We start from the raw sequence: 19,898 nt of genomic DNA, 5'->3' as shown, positions 1-19,898 counted from the left end.
TTAGCAAATGTCGATTCTGATCAATAAAGACACCAAAGTCATCACGCAAGGGATCACCGGCAAGACCGGCCAGTTCCACACCCGCATGTGCCGTGAATACGGTAACGGCATGGAAGCCTTTGTGGCTGGCGTGAACCCCAAGCGTGCTGGCGAGGATTTCGAAGGCGTACCTATCTACGCCTCCGTGTCCGACGCCAAGGCTGAAACTGGCGCGACTGTGTCGGTTATTTACGTTCCACCTGCAGGCGCTGCAGCAGCTATCTGGGAAGCGGTTGAAGCTGACCTGGATCTGGTTATCTGCATTACCGAAGGCATCCCTGTTCGCGACATGCTGGAAGTTCGCAACCGCATGCGCGCTGAAAACCGCAAAACCTTGCTGTTGGGCCCGAACTGCCCCGGTCTGATCACTCCTGATGAGATCAAGATCGGTATCATGCCCGGCCACATTCACCGCAAGGGCCGCATCGGTGTGGTTAGCCGCTCCGGCACGCTGACCTACGAAGCTGTTGCTCAAGTCACTGAACTGGGCCTGGGTCAATCCTCGGCTGTGGGTATCGGTGGCGATCCAATCAACGGCCTGAAGCACATCGATGTGCTCAAGATGTTCAACGACGATCCTGATACCGATGCCGTTATCATGATTGGCGAGATCGGCGGTCCAGACGAAGTCAACGCGGCTTTGTGGGCCAAAGACAACATGACCAAGCCTGTGGTTGGCTTTATCGCTGGTGTGACAGCGCCTCCCGGAAAACGCATGGGTCACGCGGGTGCCCTGATCTCCGGTGGTGCCGACACGGCCGACGCCAAGCTGGAAGTGATGGAAGCTTGCGGTATTCGTACCACACGCAACCCATCCGAAATGGGCAAGTTGCTCAAATCGGTGCTGTAAACAAGTAGTACGGGGGCCCGCCAAGGCGGGCTCCTTGTCCGGCTACCTGGCAGTCCGACACGATTGGCCAGCCGGTTTCGTCAAGAAAAACACCACAACCCGGCGCATTCCTTCCCGAATCTGGCCAGCCTGTTCATGCTGAATTGAATGACGTAAAAAGAAGCCCCCTGCGACACTGGCGCTCAGCCTTGTGCGTGATGGGGCATTGTTGTCTTGGGACAGCCCGGCGACAGAAAAAGAAGAAGTGTCCAGCGGCTGGAAAGAGAGTTCATCTTTAGCGACACGGGAACACCATGATCGAATTTCTCCAGACCCTGCATTGGGGTTCATTGTTTCAGATTGTACTGATTGATATTTTGCTGGGCGGTGATAATGCCGTCGTGATCGCGCTGGCCTGTCGTAACCTGCCCAAGCAGCAGCGCATGCAGGGAATCTTGTGGGGGACGGTAGGGGCGATTATATTGCGCGTCGTCCTGATCTTTTTTGCGTTGACCCTGCTGGATCTGCCTTTCCTGAAGTTGGTGGGCGGCGTGTTGCTCTTGTGGATCGGTATCAAGCTCTTGCTGCCCGATGATGACGAGCATGGCAATATTCAAGGCGGTGGCACTGTTTGGGCTGCCGTCAAAACCATCATCATCGCGGACTTCGTGATGAGTCTGGACAATGTGATTGCCATTGCCGGGGCGGCGCAGAATGCGCATTTGGACCACCAGTTGGGCTATGTGATTTTTGGCTTGCTGCTCAGCGTTCCCATTATTGTCTGGGGCAGTACCCTGGTGCTCAAGCTGATCGACCGCTTTCCTGTCGTGGTGACCCTGGGCGGCGCCTTGTTGGGCTGGATTGCCGGTGGCATGCTGGTCACGGACAAGATTGTGGAAAATCAATTTGGCCTCCAGCCACAGCCTGTTAAACTCGGGGTCGAGATTGTTTGTGCCTTATTAGTGGTGGCGCTGGGCAAATGGCTGGCGCGCCGTAAAGGTTCTACCAAGGAAACATAGTTCTATGGCAATTTTTAAATCCTCTGACGCCAAAGGTCAGGAAAGCGGCCTGTCCCTGCTACAGGGCTTAGGAATCCTGGCCATTATCGGTATTGTTGCAGCCGCCATCGTGCGCTACTTTGCTGCATGACCGCTGTGGTTTCTACTCCAGAAGAATTGGTCATTGCCACGCGTGCCAGTCAACTGGCCTTGTGGCAAGCCATGCATGTGCGCGACCGTTTGCAAACGCTGTATCCGCAGTGCAAGGTGTCCTTGTTGGAAATGACAACACGTGGTGATCAGATCCTGGATCGCACCTTGTCCAAAGTGGGCGGCAAGGGCTTGTTTGTCAAAGAACTGGAAACGGCCTTGCTTGATGGCCGTGCTCACCTGGCCGTGCACTCCCTGAAGGATGTGCCGGTGGTATTGCCCGAGTCCTTTGATCTGCCCATCATCATGGAACGGGACGATCCACGCGATGCTTTTGTTTCCAATACGTATCCCAATCTTGCGGCTTTACCTGCTGGTGCCATCGTAGGCACCTCCAGCTTGCGCCGCGAGTCCCAGATTCGTGAGCGTTATCCACATCTGGACATTCGCCCCTTGCGTGGCAATGTTCAGACACGTTTGTCCAAGCTGGATCGGGGCGATTACGACGCCATCATTCTGGCGTCGGCCGGTTTGCGCCGTCTGGAACTGGCCGAGCGTATCCGCGATTACATCTCCATTGAAGACAGCCTGCCGGCCGCTGGGCAGGGCGCCCTGGGTATCGAGATTCTGAAAACTCGCAGCGATGTGGCCCAATGGCTGGCGCCCTTGGCGCATTCCACCAGCCATGTGTGCGCGCTGGCTGAACGTGCTGTATCCCGCGCTTTGGGTGGTTCCTGTCAGGTTCCTTTGGCTGCGTATGCCACGCTGGATGGCGACGAACTGACTCTGAGTGGCCTGGTGGCCGAGCCGGATGGTTCCACGGTTTACCGCGCGCAGATTCATGGTCCAGCTAACAATGCGGAAGAACTGGGACTGTCGCTGGCTGAGGATCTGAAACGACAAGGTGCTCAAGCCATTCTGGATCGCTTGCTGACGGAGCAGCCTGCAGAGGGCGAGTAAAGCGGCATGAACCTGCCCTGCGCATTATTGACCCGACCCGCGGGACGGAACGAAACCCTGTCGGCCGCCCTGGCCGCGCAGGGTTTTTCTTCTTTGGTTTTGCCCGCCTTGAGCCTGGAGCCGCAAAACCTCTCCGAAACGCAATGGCAAGACCCCAAGGATTTTGACCTGGTGCTTTTTGTAAGCAGCAGTGCGGTCAAGTTCTACTTTGCCGCCTTGCAGGCGCGCGGTCAAAACTGGCCTGACAAGGTCTTGCTGGCTGCCGTTGGTTTTGCTACTGCTGCCTGTCTGCGTGCCCAGCCCGGCGTGTCCCCGGAAGCCGTGCTTCACCCTGCAGGCGTTGATTCCTTGCAGGATTCAGAGGCCTTGTGGGCGGTTCTGGAGCCCCGACTCGCACAACTCGAGCGGGTTCTGATTGTGCGTGGCCATAGCGGTCGTGAATGGTTGGGGCAGCAGTTGGAGAACCACGGTATTCAGGTTCAGCGTCTGGCCATTTACCAGCGTAGCCCTGCCAAGTGGAGCATGCAGCAGGGCCGTCAAATTCGTGACAGCTTGCAGGCAGGCCGCCTGGCTGTTTTGCTCAGCAGCTCCCAAAGTGCCGACGCCGTATTTGCCAACGTGCAAAGCCTGGGCTTGACGGATGTGTGGTCGCAGTGTGCTTACGTGGTCATTCATCCGCGTATTGAAGAACATTTACAGTCCTTATTGCTGCAGGCTGGAATCACAGCGCCACCAATGGTAAAAAGGTGTACGCCAGACGATGATGACATTGTCGCTGCCATGATGGCGGTGCTCTCGCGCGATTAGCCTCACACGGATTACAATCTTGCCATGAACGATAAAACAGAGAACGCATCCGCAAGCGAACCGGGGACTCCCATTTCCAGCCCAGCCAGTACAGCGGCGCCTCGTCCGTATTCTGAACCTCAAGACAGCACGAGGGCACCTGACAAGCGTAAAAGCGCGGCGGGTCCGGCCTATGCCTTGACAGCTGTTGTTGTGGTGCTGGCCGCTGCCGGTCTTTGGTACCAGAATTCATTGCTGGACAAGCACAAGGCTGAGCTGCAGGCTCAACTGGCGACCAATATCAATTCCACGGAACAAGCGCGTCAGACGGCCCAGCAGGCTCTGGCATTGGCACAGCGGCAGGCTGACAAGCTTGAGCAGCTGGAAAAATCCTTCAAGGATTCCACCGAACAGTTTCATGATCTGAGCCAGGCTTTCCAGACCATGACCGATAGCGGCTCTGAGCTGGTTCTGCTTAACGACATCGATCATCTGGCCACTATTGCCCAGCAGCAACTGATGCTCGGTGGCAATGTGGCCAATGCCATCGTTTCTCTGGAAGCCGCCCAGGCCCAGTTGGCGCGTGCCAATCGGGTGGGTCTGGCTTCTTTGCAGCAAACCCTGAATGGTGATCTGGAGCGTCTGCGTGCGGCAGCGACTGTCGATGTGGCCTCGCTGTCGCGTCAACTCGATACTCTCTCGCGCTACGTGTCGGAAGCTCCCTTGCTGGTACCGGATGATGTGGCGGGGGGAGCTCATACGCAAGCGCTGGACTTGTCCTCTGATGCCGTTGCTCCGGCGCCCGAGTTGCCCGCAGACGCCCCCTGGTGGGAGCGCGGCTGGAACACGGTTGAACAGTGGGGCAGCAGTGCGTGGCGATCGCTCAGCCATGATCTGGGACAATTTGTCTCCATCCGACGCGTGGACGATGCTGCCGCTTTGTTGATGTCACCCGATCAGGCTGCCCGCTTGCGTGAGAACTTGCGTCTACGTGTCATGGCGGCTCAACTGGCCATGATGATGAATCAGTCTGCTGTATGGCAAACAGAGCTCAATGCTGTGGCTACCGCGTTGGAAAAGCGCTTTGACACGCAGTCTGTTCAGGTTCAGCAAGCCTTGCGCCTGACACGGCAGTTGCAAGACACCCGCATTGGGGCGCGCTTGCCGACGGTCAATAATACGCTGGCGGCGATTGAAAGCCTGCGTCAGGCCCAGGCGGGTCGCCTTCAGGACAGTGTGCCCGACTCGGCCACTGAACAGAACGATGCAGATTCCGCTCTGCCTGACCCCTCTCAATCCGCGCAGCCCGACAGCAAGGAGCCCACTGACCCTGTCGCTGAGCCGGTTGAGTCTGGCTCTGCGGCTTCATCCCAGACGGAACCGCCCGTTCAGGCGCAGGGGTAAACTATGCGTACCTGGTTTTGGACACTTATCCTATTTATCGCCGCGGTTGCCCTGGCGCTGGTCTTGCGCGAGCATGCCGGTAATGTCTATCTGGTGACTCCGCATTATCTGGCCCGTGCTTCATTGACCTACGTGGTTCTGTGCATACTGGGCTTGTTCATTGTGCTGTATGTACTGTTGCGTTTGCTGGCCTGGTTTGGTGATGGCCCGGAGCGTTTTCGCTTGTGGCGGGGACGCCGTGCACAGCGACGTGACCAGACCTTGCTGGAAACAGGCTGGATCAGTATTTTGGAAGGTCGTTACGAGCAAGCTGAAAAAGACCTGATGAAGCTGATGAGCAAGACCCGCTCGCAGTCAAGCAAAGTCGTGGCCGGTTTGGCAGCGGCGCGTGCCGCACATTATCAGGGGCAAATTGCTCAGCGTGATCAGGCGCTGGCCGCCGCCCGTGCTGCCGCTGGCAATGATGTGCGTTTGAAAGAAGCCAGTGCCGTAGCCTCGGCTGAACTGTATCTGGATCAGCACCGCACGCAAGAAGCGATCGAGCTGCTTCAGGATTTGCAGGATGCCAGCTCCCGCCATTTGCATGCCACTCGTTTGTTGTTGCGTGCTTATCGGCAAGAAGGCAATGCCGAACGTGTGTATGAGTTGACTCGCTTGCTGATGCGCCGCAGTGGCATTGAACGCCAAGAGGCGCTAGGTCACATTGAATTTGCGGCTGCCGCTCGATTGCGCGCCGGCGGGGCAGAGCAGTTCAAGGCCTTGTGGTCCGATCTGAAGTCTGAAGAGAAAACCTTGCCGGGTGTGGCCCTGGAGGCTGCCTTGATTCAGGAGCGCGACGGTAATTACGAAGAAGCCGGTCGTATCCTGGAGCCAGCAATCGCAGCTAGCTTTGACAGTCGTCTGCTCGAAGCCTATGCCCAATGTCCGCCGGAGTTTGTGGGGCGTCGCTTGGCCAAGGCCGAGGAATGGCTGCGTAGCCAGCCCAATAATCCGGTTCTGTTGTCCACGCTGGGTCATTTGTGCCTGACCAGCCAGCTGTGGGGGCAGGGGGAGCATTACTTGTTGCGCAGTCTGAAAATTCAGGGCGATCTGCGCAATCATGCCTTGTTGGGTAATCTTTACGATAGCCTGGGGCGTCACGACGAGGCTGTTTCGTACTGGCGCAAGGCCGCGTCCATGGCGGGGACCCTACCGGTTCTAGCCGTCAGCACCGCCTTGCCCGCGGCCGATACCCGTCATGACCCCAGCCATACCGATGCTGACAGCCTGCCCTCGCAGGACGAGGGCCTGCCGCATTACACCTACGCAGCCAGCGTCGTGGCCGAGGATTTACCCGATCAGGGTCGGCCTTTGCCGGTGGTTGCAGAGCCTGTTGCGCCTGCTGCAAAACCGGAACAAGACAGCCTGAGCTCTTCCGCTGATTTGGATGATTACTTTGATACGGCTCCCATTCCCGGGGTCGATCTCTCTCAAACTTCGGATCGTCCTCGACGATCCAATGATTAATTTCTTTTATTTTTAAAGGTTTGCACGAATGAGCCTCGCCCACGTACCAGCTGGCAAAAAACTGCCCGACGAGATCAACGTAGTCATCGAAATTCCCATGAACTCGGACCCCGTCAAATACGAAGTTGACGAAAACGGCGTGGTGTTTGTGGATCGCTTCATGCTGACCGCCATGCACTACCCCTGCAATTATGGTTACGTTCCGCAGACCATTTCGGATGATGGCGACCCGGTTGACGTGCTGGTGATTGCTCCTTTCCCCATCCAGATCGGTGCGGTTATTCCATGCCGCCCTATCGGCGTGCTGCACATGGATGATGAAGGCGGTGGTGATGCCAAACTACTGGCTGTGCCAACCGACAAGCTGTACCCCCTGTACCGCAACGTGAAGTCGCCTGAAGATCTGCAGCCTGAGGAGCTGGAGCGCATCAAGCACTTTTTCGAGCACTACAAAGACATCGAAAAAGGCAAATGGGTCAAGGTCAAGGGCTGGGACGGCATCGAAGCTGCCAAGAAAGAACTGGTAGACGGCGCCAAGCGTTTTGCTGACGGCCAGGCAAAATGAGTACCGTCATCCCCACGCCAGCGGTTGCGGCGCTGAACGTACAGGACAGTGAGCAGGTTTTTCCTGTACGCCGCATTTATTGCGTCGGCCGCAATTATGTCGAGCATGCACAGGAAATGGGTTTTACCGGGCGCGAAGATCCTTTCTTCTTCTGCAAACCGGCCGACTCCATCTTGAATGTGCTGCCCGGCCAAGTCTGCGACATGCCTTATCCTTCCCGCACCCAGGATCTGCATCACGAGATCGAGCTCGTCGTGGCTTTGTCCAAGGGCGGGCGTGATCTGACGGTGGAGCAGGCTGCTGAATGTGTGTGGGGATACGCGGTGGGTCTGGACATGACCCGTCGGGATTTGCAGACGCAAGCCAAAAAAGCCGGTCGTCCCTGGGAAGTGGGCAAAGCCTTTGACCACTCCGCACCGACGGGCCCGCTGGTGCCTCGTAGCCGTATTGGCGATCTATCCCAAGGGGCCATTACCTTGGACGTCAACGGTGAGCGACGCCAGACTGGCGATTTGAATCAGCTGATCTGGAGTGTCGCTGAGTCCATCGCTTATCTGTCAGGTCTGTTCGAGCTGTTCCCGGGTGATATCATTTTCACGGGAACCCCGGCCGGTGTCGGCTCGGTGGAACGTGGTGATGTGATGCACGGGGTGATCGAGGGTCTGGGCAGCATAGACGTTCGTCTGGTCTGATCTATATGAGTTTGAAGAAAAACCCGCCATCAGGCGGGTTTTTTTATGACTGTCAGCCCTGGGGCCCCTTGTCTTTCCCGTCTGACGAAGAAGCAGCAGACGAGCAGGAGCAAAGGAAACGTGCTGAGTGATCGGATGCTGACACGAATAACGAGGTCTTGCGGGCTGCTGGCGTATAGAGGCTGGCGAGACAAAGCCGTCCCGCTCGGCTTTTCCGAATAGTACGGCCCCCTGACGGCAGGCAGACTGTGAACTGACTTTTGGGAGATTCCAATGAGACAGTTCACCAGACGACAGCGCGGGCAGGGCATGGTCGAGTACCTGATTATTGTGGCTTTGGTTGCCGTGGCAGCCATCGCCGTTTATCAGTCATTTGGTCAGGTCATTCGCAACCAGACCGCAGCCATGGCCAAGGAGCTGGCCGGCGAGGACGGCTCCGAGCAGACTCAACAAGCGCAATCTGCTGCATCAGCGGCGGCCGCTCAAGGCGCTGCCAAGAGCCTGAAATCCTTTACAGGCAACGCGCAATGAGACGCTCCATCCATCCGCAACAAGGTGCGGCACTGGCCTGGGGCCTGATCGCGCTGGCGCTCCTTTCTGTTGCATGGGGCGGCTACTTTCATGTTAACCAGATCGCGGAGCAACAAGGACGCTTGTCCCTGGTGCTGGACGCGGCGGCCTATGGGGCGGCAACCGAACAGGCGCGCACCTTGAATCTACTGGCCTATATCAATCGGGCGCAGTTGGGACATCAGCTTGCCCTCGGGCACCTGCTGACGCTGGCAACCTGGGACAGGGCAGCACAAACACAGTCCGGACAGGTGCGTCGGGCCAATCCGCCTGCACACTTGGTCGCGATGATGTTTGGTTCTGCGCATGGCCTGGCGTACACCCGGGCACGTTCGGCCGGAGATAATCAGGACGCTTTGCAGCAGGCTTTTCAAGCACATCAACATGTGATTTATGAGGTGTTGGCGCAAGCTCAGGAACAGTTGGTGCAGGGCTTGCCACAACGACGACAAGCCATTATTCAAGCCACTCTGGACGGCAGCCTGCCAGATTGGCCGGAGCAGGTGATTCGTTGGCACACCGAACAGGACGATTGGCCTCAGTTCCTCCTGCTGCAGTCAGGGCAAGGACAATGGGATAGCGGTCTGAGGCATCTGATCTCCTTGTACGGCTTTCTGGCTCCGCGTGATTACGAGGCCCGCTCCTACCCTGGCGTCGATCGGCGTTGTCCTTTGTGGCAGCATCGATTGCGTCGCGCTGGCCGCACCGCGCTTGATCATCTGGGCCGTTGGCATTCCAACGATACGCAGTCCATGCATATGGTGCGCTCCAATCGTTGGATAGGCTGTTACTTTCGCGAATATGCCATGGCATGGGCCTTACAGACGCCAGCGGGTGCGTCCGGGATTGATGCGCCGCAGGACTTTTCAGGACAAAGTTTTTGGAAGTGGGCGCTGGAGCAGGGTAACAGTTCCTTGTTGTCGGCTAAGAGCAATACCGTGACGCAGTCCTGGGCGCGGCGCGATGCCCGCCCCTGGAGTCAACGTCCGTGGGTAAAGGGGTATGCGCTGGCTGATTCCAGACGGAATGAGGGGCCAGATCTGGTATTGACCTTGCAGGCTCGTGGTCATCTGGGGCAGACCATTTATACCCGGGCAGCCGCCCAGTCTTTTTTCTCTTTGCCTCCGGGTAGCACAGATGCTGGGGCAGGCCCAAAGCCCAGCCTGTTTATGCCTTTCTGGCAGGCGCGACTAAAGGACGCAGGGAGGCGGCGATCATGAGCGAGCGGCAACAAGGGATGGCGTTACTGGAGGCCTGCTTGCTGGGCATGGTGCTGGCCCTGATGGTGATGGCAGGGCGTTGGCTGATGCAGCAACAGTACCGCTTGCAGCAGATGCAGCAAGCCACGCATCTGAGCCTGTTCCTGCATGACGCCCAAGGAGCGCCGGTTTCTCTGAGCTCTTCTCCGAGTCCCAGCACGGTGACTGCCGGTTTTCTGGAGCTCCCTACATCGCCCGCGCCGTCTTTGCAGCAGGAGCTTTTGAGCCTGTCAGATGGTTTCTGGGCGGTGGAGTCACGATTTTCCCTTCCGTGGCCACAGTGGCTGCGTTCCTTGACCCGCCTAACACAACTCCAACGGCAGTCTCACTTGTGGGCTGCTGCGGGGCAGGCGGCCTCCACACAAGAAGCGCGACGGCGGCTTGAAAGCAGCAGAACGGCCTGGGCACAGGCGATGGAATCTAGCAGGCGAGCGGCGCAGGACACAATACGGGTTGCGGGTCCCTTGGATGCCGCGTGGGGGCGGGCAGACGTTGACCTGGACTGGTTGGGACCCTGGCAGGATTTTTCACCCGATCACCGAGGCAGGGAGTGAGCATGAGACGGGTATATGCCTTGTTTTTATTACTTTTGTGGACGCTGAGCCCCCTGCCTGTCAAAACACAGACCGTGTCTGGCCCTGTTCCGGATGCAAGGATTCATTGGGATCAAGGGCAGATCACGCAGACCGCACTTGGGCCCATACAGAGCTGGGGACTGACAGCCGATCTGGAGGCACACGTCTTGTCAGACAGTCTTGAGCCGTTCTGCGGTAGCCACTATGGCGCAATCCGCCTGCAAGCGCAGTGGGTCATTCTGCGCGCTCGTGATGGCAGAAACTGTGTGCTGTGGGTGGACGATATAGCGGCACCCACTCTGTCAGGCTTGTTAAGTGTTTCCGAGCCGGCTCAGACGGTTGTTCCCTCATATATTCAGGCAGTAGCACCCGTAGCTGGCACCGTTTTGTGGCAACACGAACAACCGGGAGAGGCGCAAAGCTGGCTGCTGCTGGCTGAGCCAGGCTGGCAAGCGGAGTTGCGCCGCAACAAGTGGGGTGCGGAAACGGATGGACGTTACTGGCGAAGAGGTCCCGCCGAACTAGATGTAATGGAACTGGAACACGAGCAGCAAGCCTATTTGCTCGTGATCTGCCGTGCCTGTGAGAAGGAGGCGTCATGATTCGGGCAAAATTTCTTTGGCTATGCCGTCATCCCAGCGTCGGCTTTGGCCTCCTGGCTTTATTGGCTGGCCTGATGGCGGCGGGGGCCAGCAGCCGTTACCTGGAGCGGCAGGAGCAGGCTTTGCGACAGGCTGCGCAGCGTGCCCATCTGGACAGGGTGGTAGCGGCCTCCAGCCTGCCTGCGGGAACGGTGCTGCAAGCGGAGCATCTGGCGGCGCGAGCCTTTCCTGCCGACTTGGTGCCCAGCGATAGCTGGGACGCAGCACAGTTTGAGAACTTGTTGGGACGGGTACTCAGCCAGCCATTACGGGCAGGTGATCTGATTAGCAATGCGCATGTGCAGGAGGCCAGCGGCCCTTTCTCTCAGCAGCTCTTATCCGGCAGGCGTGCCTTGACGGTGCCGGTCGATGCGATCAGCTCGGTGTCGGGCCTGATCCGGCCAGGAGACTTGATTGATATCTATGTCAGTTTCGAGGACAGACAAAGGCGGGTGACGGCTCCTTTGCTGCAGTCGGTACTGGTTCTGGCGACTGGGCAAAAGTCGGGTGAGGCTTCTGCAACGATGCGCACGGATAAGGATGTCTTCAACACCTTGACGCTGGATGTTGGCCCCGACGATGCCTTGAAGTTGCTGGCGGCCAGGCAGCATGGGCGTATCAGTGCTTTGTTGCGTAACCCCGAGGACCACACTCCCCATCAGGCGGCAGTCCGGGGAGAGCTGGCTGATATTTTGGGGCTGGGACAGAGTGTGGTGGCCAGGCCGCCCGTGCAGGTGCTGTATGGCAACAGGCCGGGAGGGCAGCAGGTTCAGGCAGAAGCAGAGCGTCTGGGCTGGCTTGATATGCCTGACAGCTTTTCATTGGGACCGCAGCCATGAGCATGAATCGATCGGGGTCTAGGCGCTTGGTGTTGGGAATGCTTGTTGCCGCCTTGCTGCTCGTCAGCGTGCAAAGTGCAGCTCGGGATCTGGGGCTGCAAGTCGGTGAGCTGATGGTGCTGCCTGATACGCAGGTTGAGCGGGTGGCGGTAGGAGATGGCGATATTGTCCATGCGGTCACGACCGAGTCCGGTGAGCTGATTCTGTTCGCACGCAAGACGGGCAGCACGGTAGTGCAGGTCTGGTCTCTGGCAGGAAAAAGCCAGTCTTATCAGATTGAGGTGCTACCCGAAAATCACAGGCAGACTTTGGCGGAGTTACGAAGTTTGTTGGAGCGTATTCCAGAGCTTCGCATCAGTGAACTAGGCGGCAAGCTGGTGCTGGAAGGAGAGGGACTGAGTGATCAGGACAAGCAGCGTATTCAGGCCTTGAGCCAGGAGCATCCCCAATTATTGGATTTCACGCAGCAAGATGGTTGGGAGCCCATGGTTTTGCTTGATGTGCAGGTGGTCGAGGTGCCGCGCAACAGTTTGCGCGAATTGGGTGTACGCTGGCAGGGGCAGTCCCAAGGTGGCTTGAGCATGGGCGGTGCCTGGGACGCAGCGACGCATCAGTTTTTGGATCGTCCTGGCGAAGCGGTGCTGCCCTTGGCTTTTCCTGCCAGTCAGGGGGCCGCCTTTTTTGGCGTCGGGGCCTTGATGTCCGCACGCGTCCAGGCCATGGCGCAGGAGGGCCACGCGTTGGTGCTGGCCCAACCGCAGCTTTTGGCGCGCAGCGGTTCACAGGCCGAATTTCTGGCAGGGGGCGAGCTGCCTTATACCACCACCGACGACAAAGGAAACAGCAGGACCAGCTTCAAGCCCTACGGTGTATCGCTGCGCATCGTTCCGCGCGTCGAGCGAGGGGGGCTGGTCCGATCACAGATCGAGGTGGAAGTCAGTTCCGTGGATGCCAGTCTGTCCCAGCCTGCCGGGCCATCCTTGAAAACCCGGCGGGCGTCGACCGAGTTCAACGTACGTTCGGGTCAAACACTGGTCTTGGCCGGGTTCATATCGCGGGAAGAGTCCATGCATATGGATCGCTTGCCGGGACTGGCTAGTCTGCCGGTATTGGGAGCCCTGTTTCGTTCTGAACGGTTTGCCCGGCAGGAAACAGAGCTGGCGGTATTTGTGACCCCCACTTTGGTGGCGGCCGAACATCCTGATTTGCTGGCCCGGCAGGCGAATGCCGCTCAGTGGCTGGAGCAGGGCTTCCCTGATGCACCGCGGTTGAATACGCCTGTTCGTGCCCTGTCCGAGGGTAGCCGCCAAGGTCGATGGTCGCAATGGGTAGAGCCACAGAGCGAGGTGTTTCGTGTTGAACCTTGAACTTGAGTCGGAGTTGGGGACAACTCGTTCCTGCACCCTTCGTTTGCCAGCGCTCATAGGCCGCGACCCGGCCTGTGACGTAGTCCTGCCCTCCTGGCGTATCGCGCGTCAGCATGCCAGCCTGCTGAATCGGGCGGGAGCGGTGTATATCCAGGATCATGGCTCCTTGACAGGGGTGCAGCTCAACGGCAAAAGGGTGTACGACGATGGGCCGTTGCGTGTCGGTGACGTGCTCACTGCCGGGGGGTTCAAACTGCGCATTGCTGGCTTGGGGTCGCCACCACGACCTGGCTCTGCGCCCCCCATGACTGAGCCAGAAACGCGGGTGTCGGCGATGGCCGTAGCAACTGCTGCTTCCATACCTGTATCAGTGTCTGCTCCGTCCAAAGCGGATCAGACATCCGGTAAGGAGCAGATTGAACATGTGCAGGGGCAGGGGGCGCCACTTTTATCAAACAGCGAGCTGTTCAGGCAAGAGCAGCAGCGCTTGCACCAGGCTTTGTTATCGGCCTTGGACCTGGAGCGTCGCGATCTGTCTCGCGTAACGGACAAGCAGCTTGAACAGGAGGCGTTTGATTGTCTGGGCCGTCTGATTCAGACGCAATGTGCGCTACCGCCCCCTGAGCAGGCCCGATTGCAGGCCAGTGTATGCGCGGAGGCGGTGGGTCTGGGGCCCTTGGAGCCTTTGCTGGCTGACCCGGCTGTTTCGGAGATTATGGTCAATCGTTATGACCGGGTGTTTGTGGAAAAGGCCGGACGGCTGCAGGCTCATCCCATGGTGTTCAGTAGCGATGCAGCCTTGCGCGCCGTCATCGACCGAATTCTGGCGCCGCTGGGACGACGCCTGGATATCAGTTCTCCGGCCGTGGATGGGCGACTGGCAGATGGGTCCCGTTTCCATGCGGTCCTGTCGCCCATCGCCGTCAAGGGAACCTGCGTGACCATACGCAAATTTCCCAAGCGCCGCCTCGGTCTGGAGGATTTGTTGCAGATGGGTAGTCTGTCTTCAGAGATGGGCGCATTTCTGCGGCAGGCAGTGCAACGGCGTTGCAATATTCTGGTGTCCGGTGGAACAGGGACCGGTAAGACCACACTGCTCAATGTTCTCAGTACCTGTATTGATGAGGGTGAGCGCCTGGTGACGCTGGAGGATGCGGCCGAGCTGCAGCTGCAGCATAGCAATTGGGTTGCGCTGGAAGCCCGCCCCGCCAATGCAGAGGGTCAGGGACAGGTAGATATACGAAGTTTGCTGCGCCAGGCCTTGCGGATGAGGCCTGACCGGATCGTGGTGGGGGAGTGCCGTGGAGCGGAGGCCTTCGACATGTTGTCAGCCATGAATACCGGGCATGAAGGCTCAATGGGAACCTTGCACGCGAACACGCCTCGGGATGCCTTGTCGCGTCTGGAAGGCATGGTGTTGATGGCTGGTCTGGACTTGCCCTTGCAGGTGGTGCGTGAACATATCGCCCGGGCCTTGCATATTATCGTGCAACTGAGCCGCTTGCCCGATGGCAGGCGCCTGGTTCATGAAATTGTGGAGCTTACCGGCATCGAGGCGCAGCGTATCCAGTTACAGACCTTGTACTGCTATCGCCCTGAACTGGGCTTTGCAGCCAGTGGCCTCAGGTCCGAACATCTCTTTCAGTCAGGGGAGCAAGCATGAGGCTTTTGAGTATCTTGCTGGCAGTTTGTGGCGCTGGCTTGCTGGCCTATGTGTGCTTGCGTTTGGGGCACCGGCTGCTCATGCATTACAGACAGCAGTTGCTCGGACAGTCTGAACGTAGTTTGCAGTCACATTTTGTTTTTGTGCGCAGTCACTATCTTGGGGGCCTGGCCTGGGGACTCTTGCCCGTGAGCTTATTGCTGGCGTGGTGGCTGATTCAGTCGTTCTGGCTGGCAGTCGCTGTAACAGTGTTTGTTGCGGCGACACCATTGGTGGTGTTGCGTTGGATGGAACGAAGACGGCTGGAGCTGCTTCGACGGCAGTTGCCGGATTTTGTCTTGTCATTGGCCTTGAGCTTGCAGGCAGGACTGGCCTTGCAAGCTGCCATGCAGCAACTGTCGCAGTCTTTGCCGGCCCCGTTGGGGCCAGAGCTACGCTTGCTCTTGCGCCAGCAGCGGGTAGGTTTAAGTCCTCGGGAGTCCTATGGAAATCTCTTGCTGCGCGTCCCGGTGTCCGAGCTCGCGATGGTGACCAGCGCACTGCAAATGGGGCAAAGCACGGGCGCAGGTTTGGGCGAGCGTATGAAGATACTGGCCCAGACGATTCGGGCACGCGTGAACATCGAGGACAAAATCCTTGCGCTGACTGCCCAGGCGCGCTTGCAAGCGCGAATCATGTTTTGTCTGCCAGCTTTTGTGGCTGGTGCCTTGTAAATGTTGGATTCCCATGCATTCAGGCAAGCCTGGTTCAATATCATCGGTCTTTGGGTAAGTGCCATCATCGGCGCCATGTTGCTTGTTGGGCTTTGGTGGATGCATAGGATCTTGCAAGGAGACGGGGAATGACACTTTCCCTGATCTGGCTGTTGTCTGCTGCAAGTGCGGTCCTGTTGGTAATGGGTTGTTTATGGGCCTGGCGCAAGCGCTACCTGTTTTTTCTGCAAGGGGGAAGCAGTTTGGGGCAGGCTGCATGGCAGGCCTGGCAAGCCCCGTTTGCCCAGGGGGTGAGCCTGTGTTTGTCCCTGCCCTTTGTACATGAGTGGTCGGAGCGATCCTGGGGAGCCTATACCCGTCAGATGCAAGCTTACCTGGGTCAGCGAGTGGCCATACTCATTTTGCTGGTGACCGTGATAGGGGCCTGGTACTTGAGTTGGGGTGGCGCCCTGATGGATATTCTGGGAATGGCTGCGGCCGGTTTGCTGCTGAGTGTGCTGCAGGCAGCCTCACGAGGTAGAGCGCTTCAGCGCCGACATCATAATCGCTGCCGACGGGATCTGCCGTTTTTCCTGGATTTGTTGGTGCTGGCGGTAGAGTCGGGTCTGGGCTTGCAACAAGCCTGGGCACGTGCCTTGGAGGCCACCCCGCAGGGCAGTTTGTCGATCAGTTTGCACAAGGTGCAGGGAGAGCTTCGGGCAGGCAGACGTTTGCCCCAGGCCATGCGCAAGATTGCCTCGACATTCAGAGTGGTGGAGCTGGAGGAATTGGCCTTGTCTTTGGAACTGGCGCAAGACACAGGCCTGTCTCTGGCCTTGTTGCTGCGATCGCAGGCGGAAAAGCTGCGCGCCCATCTGCAGCTTGAAGCCGAGCAACGAGCGCTTAAGCTACCGGTGTACTTATTGGCCCCTTTAGTGGTGTGCATTTTTCCCTGCACATTTCTGGTGATCGCCATGAGTCTGCTCGGGCCCTGGTTGGCAGGAGGGGCAGGATGACGAGCCTTCCGGGCGCAATGCTGCAGTCTATTTATTTGCTGGAAGCCCGCACTTTTTGGACGCGTTGGCGAGGTTTGAAAGCGCTACCACAGACGAATGGCTGTGTGGCGGCGGTCTGGCTGCGCCCCTGCTTTGCGGTGCATCTGTGGGGAATGACCCAGCCCTTGGATATTTGCTTTCTGGACGATCGCGATCAACCCTTAAGATTCTGTCCTTCGGTATCGCCTGGGAGGGTGTGCTGGCTCATGCGGGCCAGATCGGTGTTGGAGGCTCCAGCCGGCTCACTGTCAAGGCCAGAACAATTTGCCCCCTGGGCCGCTGCTATGCAACAGCTGCGGCGGTCAGGGGGCGGGGTATGGATGAATCGACCTTAGATGCGGTGTTGGTCGCGGATTGAGTCACCAAACACGCTGCGGTAAGCCGGGTAGAAGCTGGCGTACAGGATAGCCGCCATTGCCAGATTGATAGGTGTCAGCACCAAAGTGGCTGTGCCCGGGCTTAAACCGGCACCCAGCAGCAGCTCGCCCAGTGTCTGGATGGTGAAGAAGGCGGCAGCCCAGCACAGGCCGTAGAGCAGAAAGGCGGCTTTGTTACGCCAGCAAGCTACCATGGAAAAAAACAGGGCTTGTTTGACCGGGATGGCGTGCCAGCCTACCAGGGCAGGAGCGTGCCAGAACAAGGCCGATAAACCCAGGTACAGGATAAAGAACAGGAAGATAGGTTTACGAAACGCCGCCATGATGGCTTCAGGGCTGGCCTCGCGGTTATCCATCAACTGCGACAATTCACTGACAAAGGGGAAGGTCGCAATAAAACCCACGGCCAGACAGGCCAACAGGTAAATAAAGCCCAGCTTGATGAGTCGGTTGCGCACGGGCACCGGCTTTAAGGGTTCGGTCCACATGCCCAGACGCATCACTTCCCCGGCATCAATGCGGCGGCAGGCATTCTGGATAATGAAGGTCATGGTGGGGACCAGCACGATCAGCACCATCTGCCCGAAGATGGGAAAGATATTGCTCAGGTTGATCAGGATGGAAGTAATCAAACTCCAGAAAAACAGGGCGGCCGGTTGCAGCTTGAACAAACGCAACCCTTCCTGAATCCAGTACCACCCGTAGAGAAAGGGAAGTTTGGCAGCTTGCATATCAGTATCCGTGTTTATCGAGGAAGCGTCGGCACAGCCTGTTCGCGACGCTGGCGCAGTACGCGCTCAAAGTGCCGTGGATCGTGCGGCTTGAGGGTTTGAGCGGGGCGGGGCAGATAAAAGTCGTACAGGCGCGAGATCCAGAAGCGCAGTGCGGCAGCCTGGATCAGTATAGGCCAGGCGGCATGCTCAGCTTCGGTAAAAGGACGCACCTGCGCGTAGGCCTGCAGCCAGGCCTGGGTCTTTTCCTGATTCAGGGCTCCGCTGAGCCGATCGATACACCAGTCATTGACAGCGACGGCCACATCAAACAACCAGGTATCGCAGCCGGCAAAGTAAAAGTCGATGATGCCACCCATTTGTGGAGCGTCCGATGTACCCGCAAACAATACATTGTCGCGAAACAGATCGCAGTGGGCCGGCCCCTTGGGCAAGGAGCGGTAGGTGTCGCTGTCGGCAAATTCAGCCTGCTCCTGCAGGACGGCCAGGATCAGCTCAGCCTGGCTGTCGTCCAGAAAAGGCAGCACCTGCGGCACGGTGGTTTTCCACCAGCTCAGCCCCCGCAGATTGGGTTGCTCCAGCGGGAAATCCTGAGCCGCCAGGTGGGCCTGGGCCTGGGTGCGGGCGATCTGGCGACAGTGCTCAACGGTGGGCTCGGGCTCGTAGCCTCCCCGCAGGCGCGTGACGATCGAACAGGGCTTGCCGTGCATGACGCAAATGCGTTTGCCGTCGCGGCGGGTCATGGGCTGGGGCACCGGCACACCTTTGGCGGCCAGGTGGTGCATGAGTTCGATGTAAAAAGGCAGTTGTTCCTGGGTCAGAACTTCAAACAAGGTCAGAACATACTCACCCTGGGTGGTGCTCAGAAAGTAATTGGTGTTTTCAATGCCGGCGGTAATGCCGCGTAAGGAAACAAACTCGCCAATTGTGTAGTGTTCCAGCAGTTCGCGGGCGTCAAGTTCGCTGACAGAAGTAAAAACAGCCATGCTTTCAGTGAGGGTCCGGTTGTTGGCGCACTATCGGGCGCGCAAGTATGTCAAACGGCCGATTTTAGACCAGTGCGCCGCCTTTTTGGAGTCTTGCGACAATTTACGGCGCTTTATCTTCATCCTGTGCGGGTCTGAAACCATTAAAATGAACGTTTCTTCTTCGTATCAGGCCTGAAGTCAGGCCATCTGTTCCCTTGCTTATGACTAATTTTGTGATGCCGGACAGCCAGATGTGGCGTTTGAGTGTGGCGCCCATGATTGACGTGACCGATCGCCACAGCCGCTTTTTTCATCGTCTGTTAGCGCCACGCGCTTTGCTGTTTACGGAGATGATCACGACCGGCGCCTTGACTCATGGCGATCAGGTGCGCCATCTGGACTTTGATCAGGCGGAGCATCCAGTTGCCCTGCAATTGGGTGGCAGTGACCGGGACGCCCTGGTCACCAGCGCCCTGGCCGGTGAGAAGTGGGGTTACGACGAAATCAATCTGAATTGTGGCTGTCCGTCGGAGCGAGTCCAGAAAGGGGCTTTTGGTGCCTGTTTGATGAGCGAGCCGCGCCTGGTGGCCGATTGCGTCAAAGCGATGCAAGATGCGGTATCGGTGCCTGTTACCGTTAAGCACCGGCTGGGTCTGGATTACAACGAGTCCTACGATTTTGTACGCGACTTTGTCGGGATTTTGTTTGAAGCCGGCTGCCGTGTCTTTACCGTGCATGCCCGCAATGCGGTATTGAAAGGCCTGTCGCCCAAAGATAATCGGGAAATTCCACCGTTGCGCTATGACATGGCGCTGCAATTGAAAAAAGACTTTCCCCAGGCCTTGTTTATCTTGAACGGAGGCATCCAGGAGCCTGATCAGGCGGTGGCCTTGCAAGAGCAGTTCGATGGGGTGATGCTGGGGCGGGCGGCCTGGCATACGCCCGCCGTGTTAAGCGAGATACATCGTCGTTTGTGGCCCGAACATCCCCTGATGGACGAAAACACCGTGGTCGAGCGCATGATTGATTACGCCCGGCATCATGTTCAAGTCGGTGTGCCCTTGCGTATCGTGATCAAAAGCATGCTCGGCTGGCCGCATGGCAAAAAAGGCGCACGTCAGTGGCGCCGTACCTTGTCGGACCACACGTGGCTGGCCAAAAACGATCCAGGCCTGCTTGCGCAGGCCTGGGAGCAATTGCAGAGTCGCCAGTAAAACGGGCCCGGATCGGAT

21 protein-coding genes are annotated in these 19,898 nt (G+C 58.1%); 19 read left to right on the top strand and 2 right to left on the bottom strand.

Going from position 1 to position 19,898, the window contains the following annotated elements:
• The first annotated feature begins 7 nt into the window (after window positions 1–7).
• The 18 genes from sucD to FE795_RS10115 all read left to right on the top strand — a co-directional run bounded on the left by sucD (window position 8) and on the right by FE795_RS10115 (window position 16,551).
• Window positions 8–889, top strand: a complete 882-nt coding sequence (gene sucD, locus FE795_RS10195) for a succinate--CoA ligase subunit alpha (protein WP_003799528.1) — start codon at window positions 8–10, stop codon at window positions 887–889.
• A 293-nt stretch (window positions 890–1,182) separates the two neighbouring features.
• Window positions 1,183–1,887 carry a TerC family protein gene (locus FE795_RS10190; protein ID WP_003799530.1) on the top strand — a complete coding sequence of 235 codons (705 nt, stop codon included), beginning with the start codon at window positions 1,183–1,185 and terminating at the stop codon, window positions 1,885–1,887.
• 4 nt (window positions 1,888–1,891) lie between these two features.
• Window positions 1,892–2,017 carry a hypothetical protein gene (locus FE795_RS17365; RefSeq protein WP_003799533.1) on the top strand — a complete coding sequence of 42 codons (126 nt, stop codon included), beginning with the start codon at window positions 1,892–1,894 and terminating at the stop codon, window positions 2,015–2,017.
• Window positions 2,014–2,976: a hydroxymethylbilane synthase gene (gene hemC / locus FE795_RS10185; protein ID WP_003799535.1), complete on the top strand. Its 963-nt coding sequence runs from the start codon at window positions 2,014–2,016 to the stop codon at window positions 2,974–2,976. Before FE795_RS17365 ends, hemC begins: the two co-directional genes overlap by 4 nt.
• A gap of 6 nt (window positions 2,977–2,982) precedes the next feature.
• On the top strand, window positions 2,983–3,783 hold the full coding sequence (locus FE795_RS10180) for a uroporphyrinogen-III synthase (protein ID WP_003799537.1): 801 nt from the start codon (window positions 2,983–2,985) through the stop codon (window positions 3,781–3,783).
• A 177-nt stretch (window positions 3,784–3,960) separates the two neighbouring features.
• Window positions 3,961–5,166, top strand: coding sequence for a uroporphyrinogen-III C-methyltransferase (locus FE795_RS10175; protein ID WP_230406166.1), 1,206 nt, complete (start codon window positions 3,961–3,963; stop codon window positions 5,164–5,166).
• Window positions 5,167–5,169: 3 nt separating this feature from the next.
• Window positions 5,170–6,672: a heme biosynthesis HemY N-terminal domain-containing protein gene (locus tag FE795_RS10170; RefSeq protein ID WP_003799541.1), complete on the top strand. Its 1,503-nt coding sequence runs from the start codon at window positions 5,170–5,172 to the stop codon at window positions 6,670–6,672.
• Window positions 6,673–6,700: 28 nt separating this feature from the next.
• Window positions 6,701–7,237, top strand: coding sequence for an inorganic diphosphatase (ppa, locus tag FE795_RS10165; RefSeq protein WP_003799543.1), 537 nt, complete (start codon window positions 6,701–6,703; stop codon window positions 7,235–7,237).
• Window positions 7,234–7,929, top strand: coding sequence for a fumarylacetoacetate hydrolase family protein (locus tag FE795_RS10160; protein ID WP_131070636.1), 696 nt, complete (start codon window positions 7,234–7,236; stop codon window positions 7,927–7,929). The genes ppa and FE795_RS10160 overlap by 4 nt, the downstream gene beginning before the upstream one ends.
• Window positions 7,930–8,202: 273 nt before the next feature.
• Entirely contained in the window at window positions 8,203–8,460 is a 258-nt protein-coding gene (locus FE795_RS10155; RefSeq protein WP_003799547.1) for a hypothetical protein, read from the top strand.
• On the top strand, window positions 8,457–9,719 hold the full coding sequence (locus FE795_RS10150) for a hypothetical protein (protein WP_219234883.1): 1,263 nt from the start codon (window positions 8,457–8,459) through the stop codon (window positions 9,717–9,719). Before FE795_RS10155 ends, FE795_RS10150 begins: the two co-directional genes overlap by 4 nt.
• Window positions 9,716–10,312: a hypothetical protein gene (locus FE795_RS10145; RefSeq protein WP_003799551.1), complete on the top strand. Its 597-nt coding sequence runs from the start codon at window positions 9,716–9,718 to the stop codon at window positions 10,310–10,312. Before FE795_RS10150 ends, FE795_RS10145 begins: the two co-directional genes overlap by 4 nt.
• A gap of 2 nt (window positions 10,313–10,314) precedes the next feature.
• Window positions 10,315–10,935, top strand: a complete 621-nt coding sequence (locus tag FE795_RS10140; protein ID WP_219234880.1) for a hypothetical protein — start codon at window positions 10,315–10,317, stop codon at window positions 10,933–10,935.
• Entirely contained in the window at window positions 10,932–11,813 is an 882-nt protein-coding gene (gene cpaB / locus FE795_RS10135) for a Flp pilus assembly protein CpaB (RefSeq protein WP_131070635.1), read from the top strand. The genes FE795_RS10140 and cpaB overlap by 4 nt, the downstream gene beginning before the upstream one ends.
• Window positions 11,814–11,851: 38 nt before the next feature.
• Window positions 11,852–13,180: a type II and III secretion system protein family protein gene (locus tag FE795_RS10130; RefSeq protein ID WP_003799555.1), complete on the top strand. Its 1,329-nt coding sequence runs from the start codon at window positions 11,852–11,854 to the stop codon at window positions 13,178–13,180.
• On the top strand, window positions 13,170–14,843 hold the full coding sequence (locus FE795_RS10125; protein WP_407927693.1) for an ATPase, T2SS/T4P/T4SS family: 1,674 nt from the start codon (window positions 13,170–13,172) through the stop codon (window positions 14,841–14,843). Before FE795_RS10130 ends, FE795_RS10125 begins: the two co-directional genes overlap by 11 nt.
• Complete coding sequence (locus FE795_RS10120; protein WP_230406164.1) at window positions 14,840–15,556, top strand: type II secretion system F family protein; 717 nt, start codon at window positions 14,840–14,842, stop codon at window positions 15,554–15,556. The genes FE795_RS10125 and FE795_RS10120 overlap by 4 nt, the downstream gene beginning before the upstream one ends.
• Window positions 15,557–15,684: 128 nt before the next feature.
• A complete protein-coding gene (locus FE795_RS10115; protein WP_219234878.1) occupies window positions 15,685–16,551 on the top strand; it encodes a type II secretion system F family protein in 867 nt (288 codons plus the stop codon).
• Between the two features lie 370 nt (window positions 16,552–16,921).
• Here FE795_RS10115 and FE795_RS10110 read toward each other — a convergent pair whose 3' ends face one another.
• Both FE795_RS10110 and FE795_RS10105 read right to left on the bottom strand, forming a co-directional pair.
• Entirely contained in the window at window positions 16,922–17,698 is a 777-nt protein-coding gene (locus FE795_RS10110; protein WP_003799563.1) for a BPSS1780 family membrane protein, read from the bottom strand.
• 14 nt (window positions 17,699–17,712) lie between these two features.
• The gene (locus FE795_RS10105; RefSeq protein WP_003799565.1) at window positions 17,713–18,684 is read right to left on the bottom strand and encodes a homoserine kinase; all 972 of its coding nucleotides are present in this window, start codon (window positions 18,682–18,684) and stop codon (window positions 17,713–17,715) included.
• A gap of 203 nt (window positions 18,685–18,887) precedes the next feature.
• On the opposite strand from FE795_RS10105, the gene dusA reads away from it, so the two are divergent.
• Window positions 18,888–19,880: a tRNA dihydrouridine(20/20a) synthase DusA gene (dusA, locus tag FE795_RS10100; RefSeq protein WP_268885611.1), complete on the top strand. Its 993-nt coding sequence runs from the start codon at window positions 18,888–18,890 to the stop codon at window positions 19,878–19,880.
• Window positions 19,881–19,898 lie beyond the last annotated feature (18 nt).

Origin of the sequence: Alcaligenes ammonioxydans, from assembly GCF_019343455.1 — a bacterium.
Lineage (GTDB): Bacteria > Pseudomonadota > Gammaproteobacteria > Burkholderiales > Burkholderiaceae_B > Alcaligenes > Alcaligenes ammonioxydans.
The sequence above is the reverse complement of the archived record's forward strand: the minus strand, read 5'-3'. Positions and strand labels throughout refer to the sequence as shown.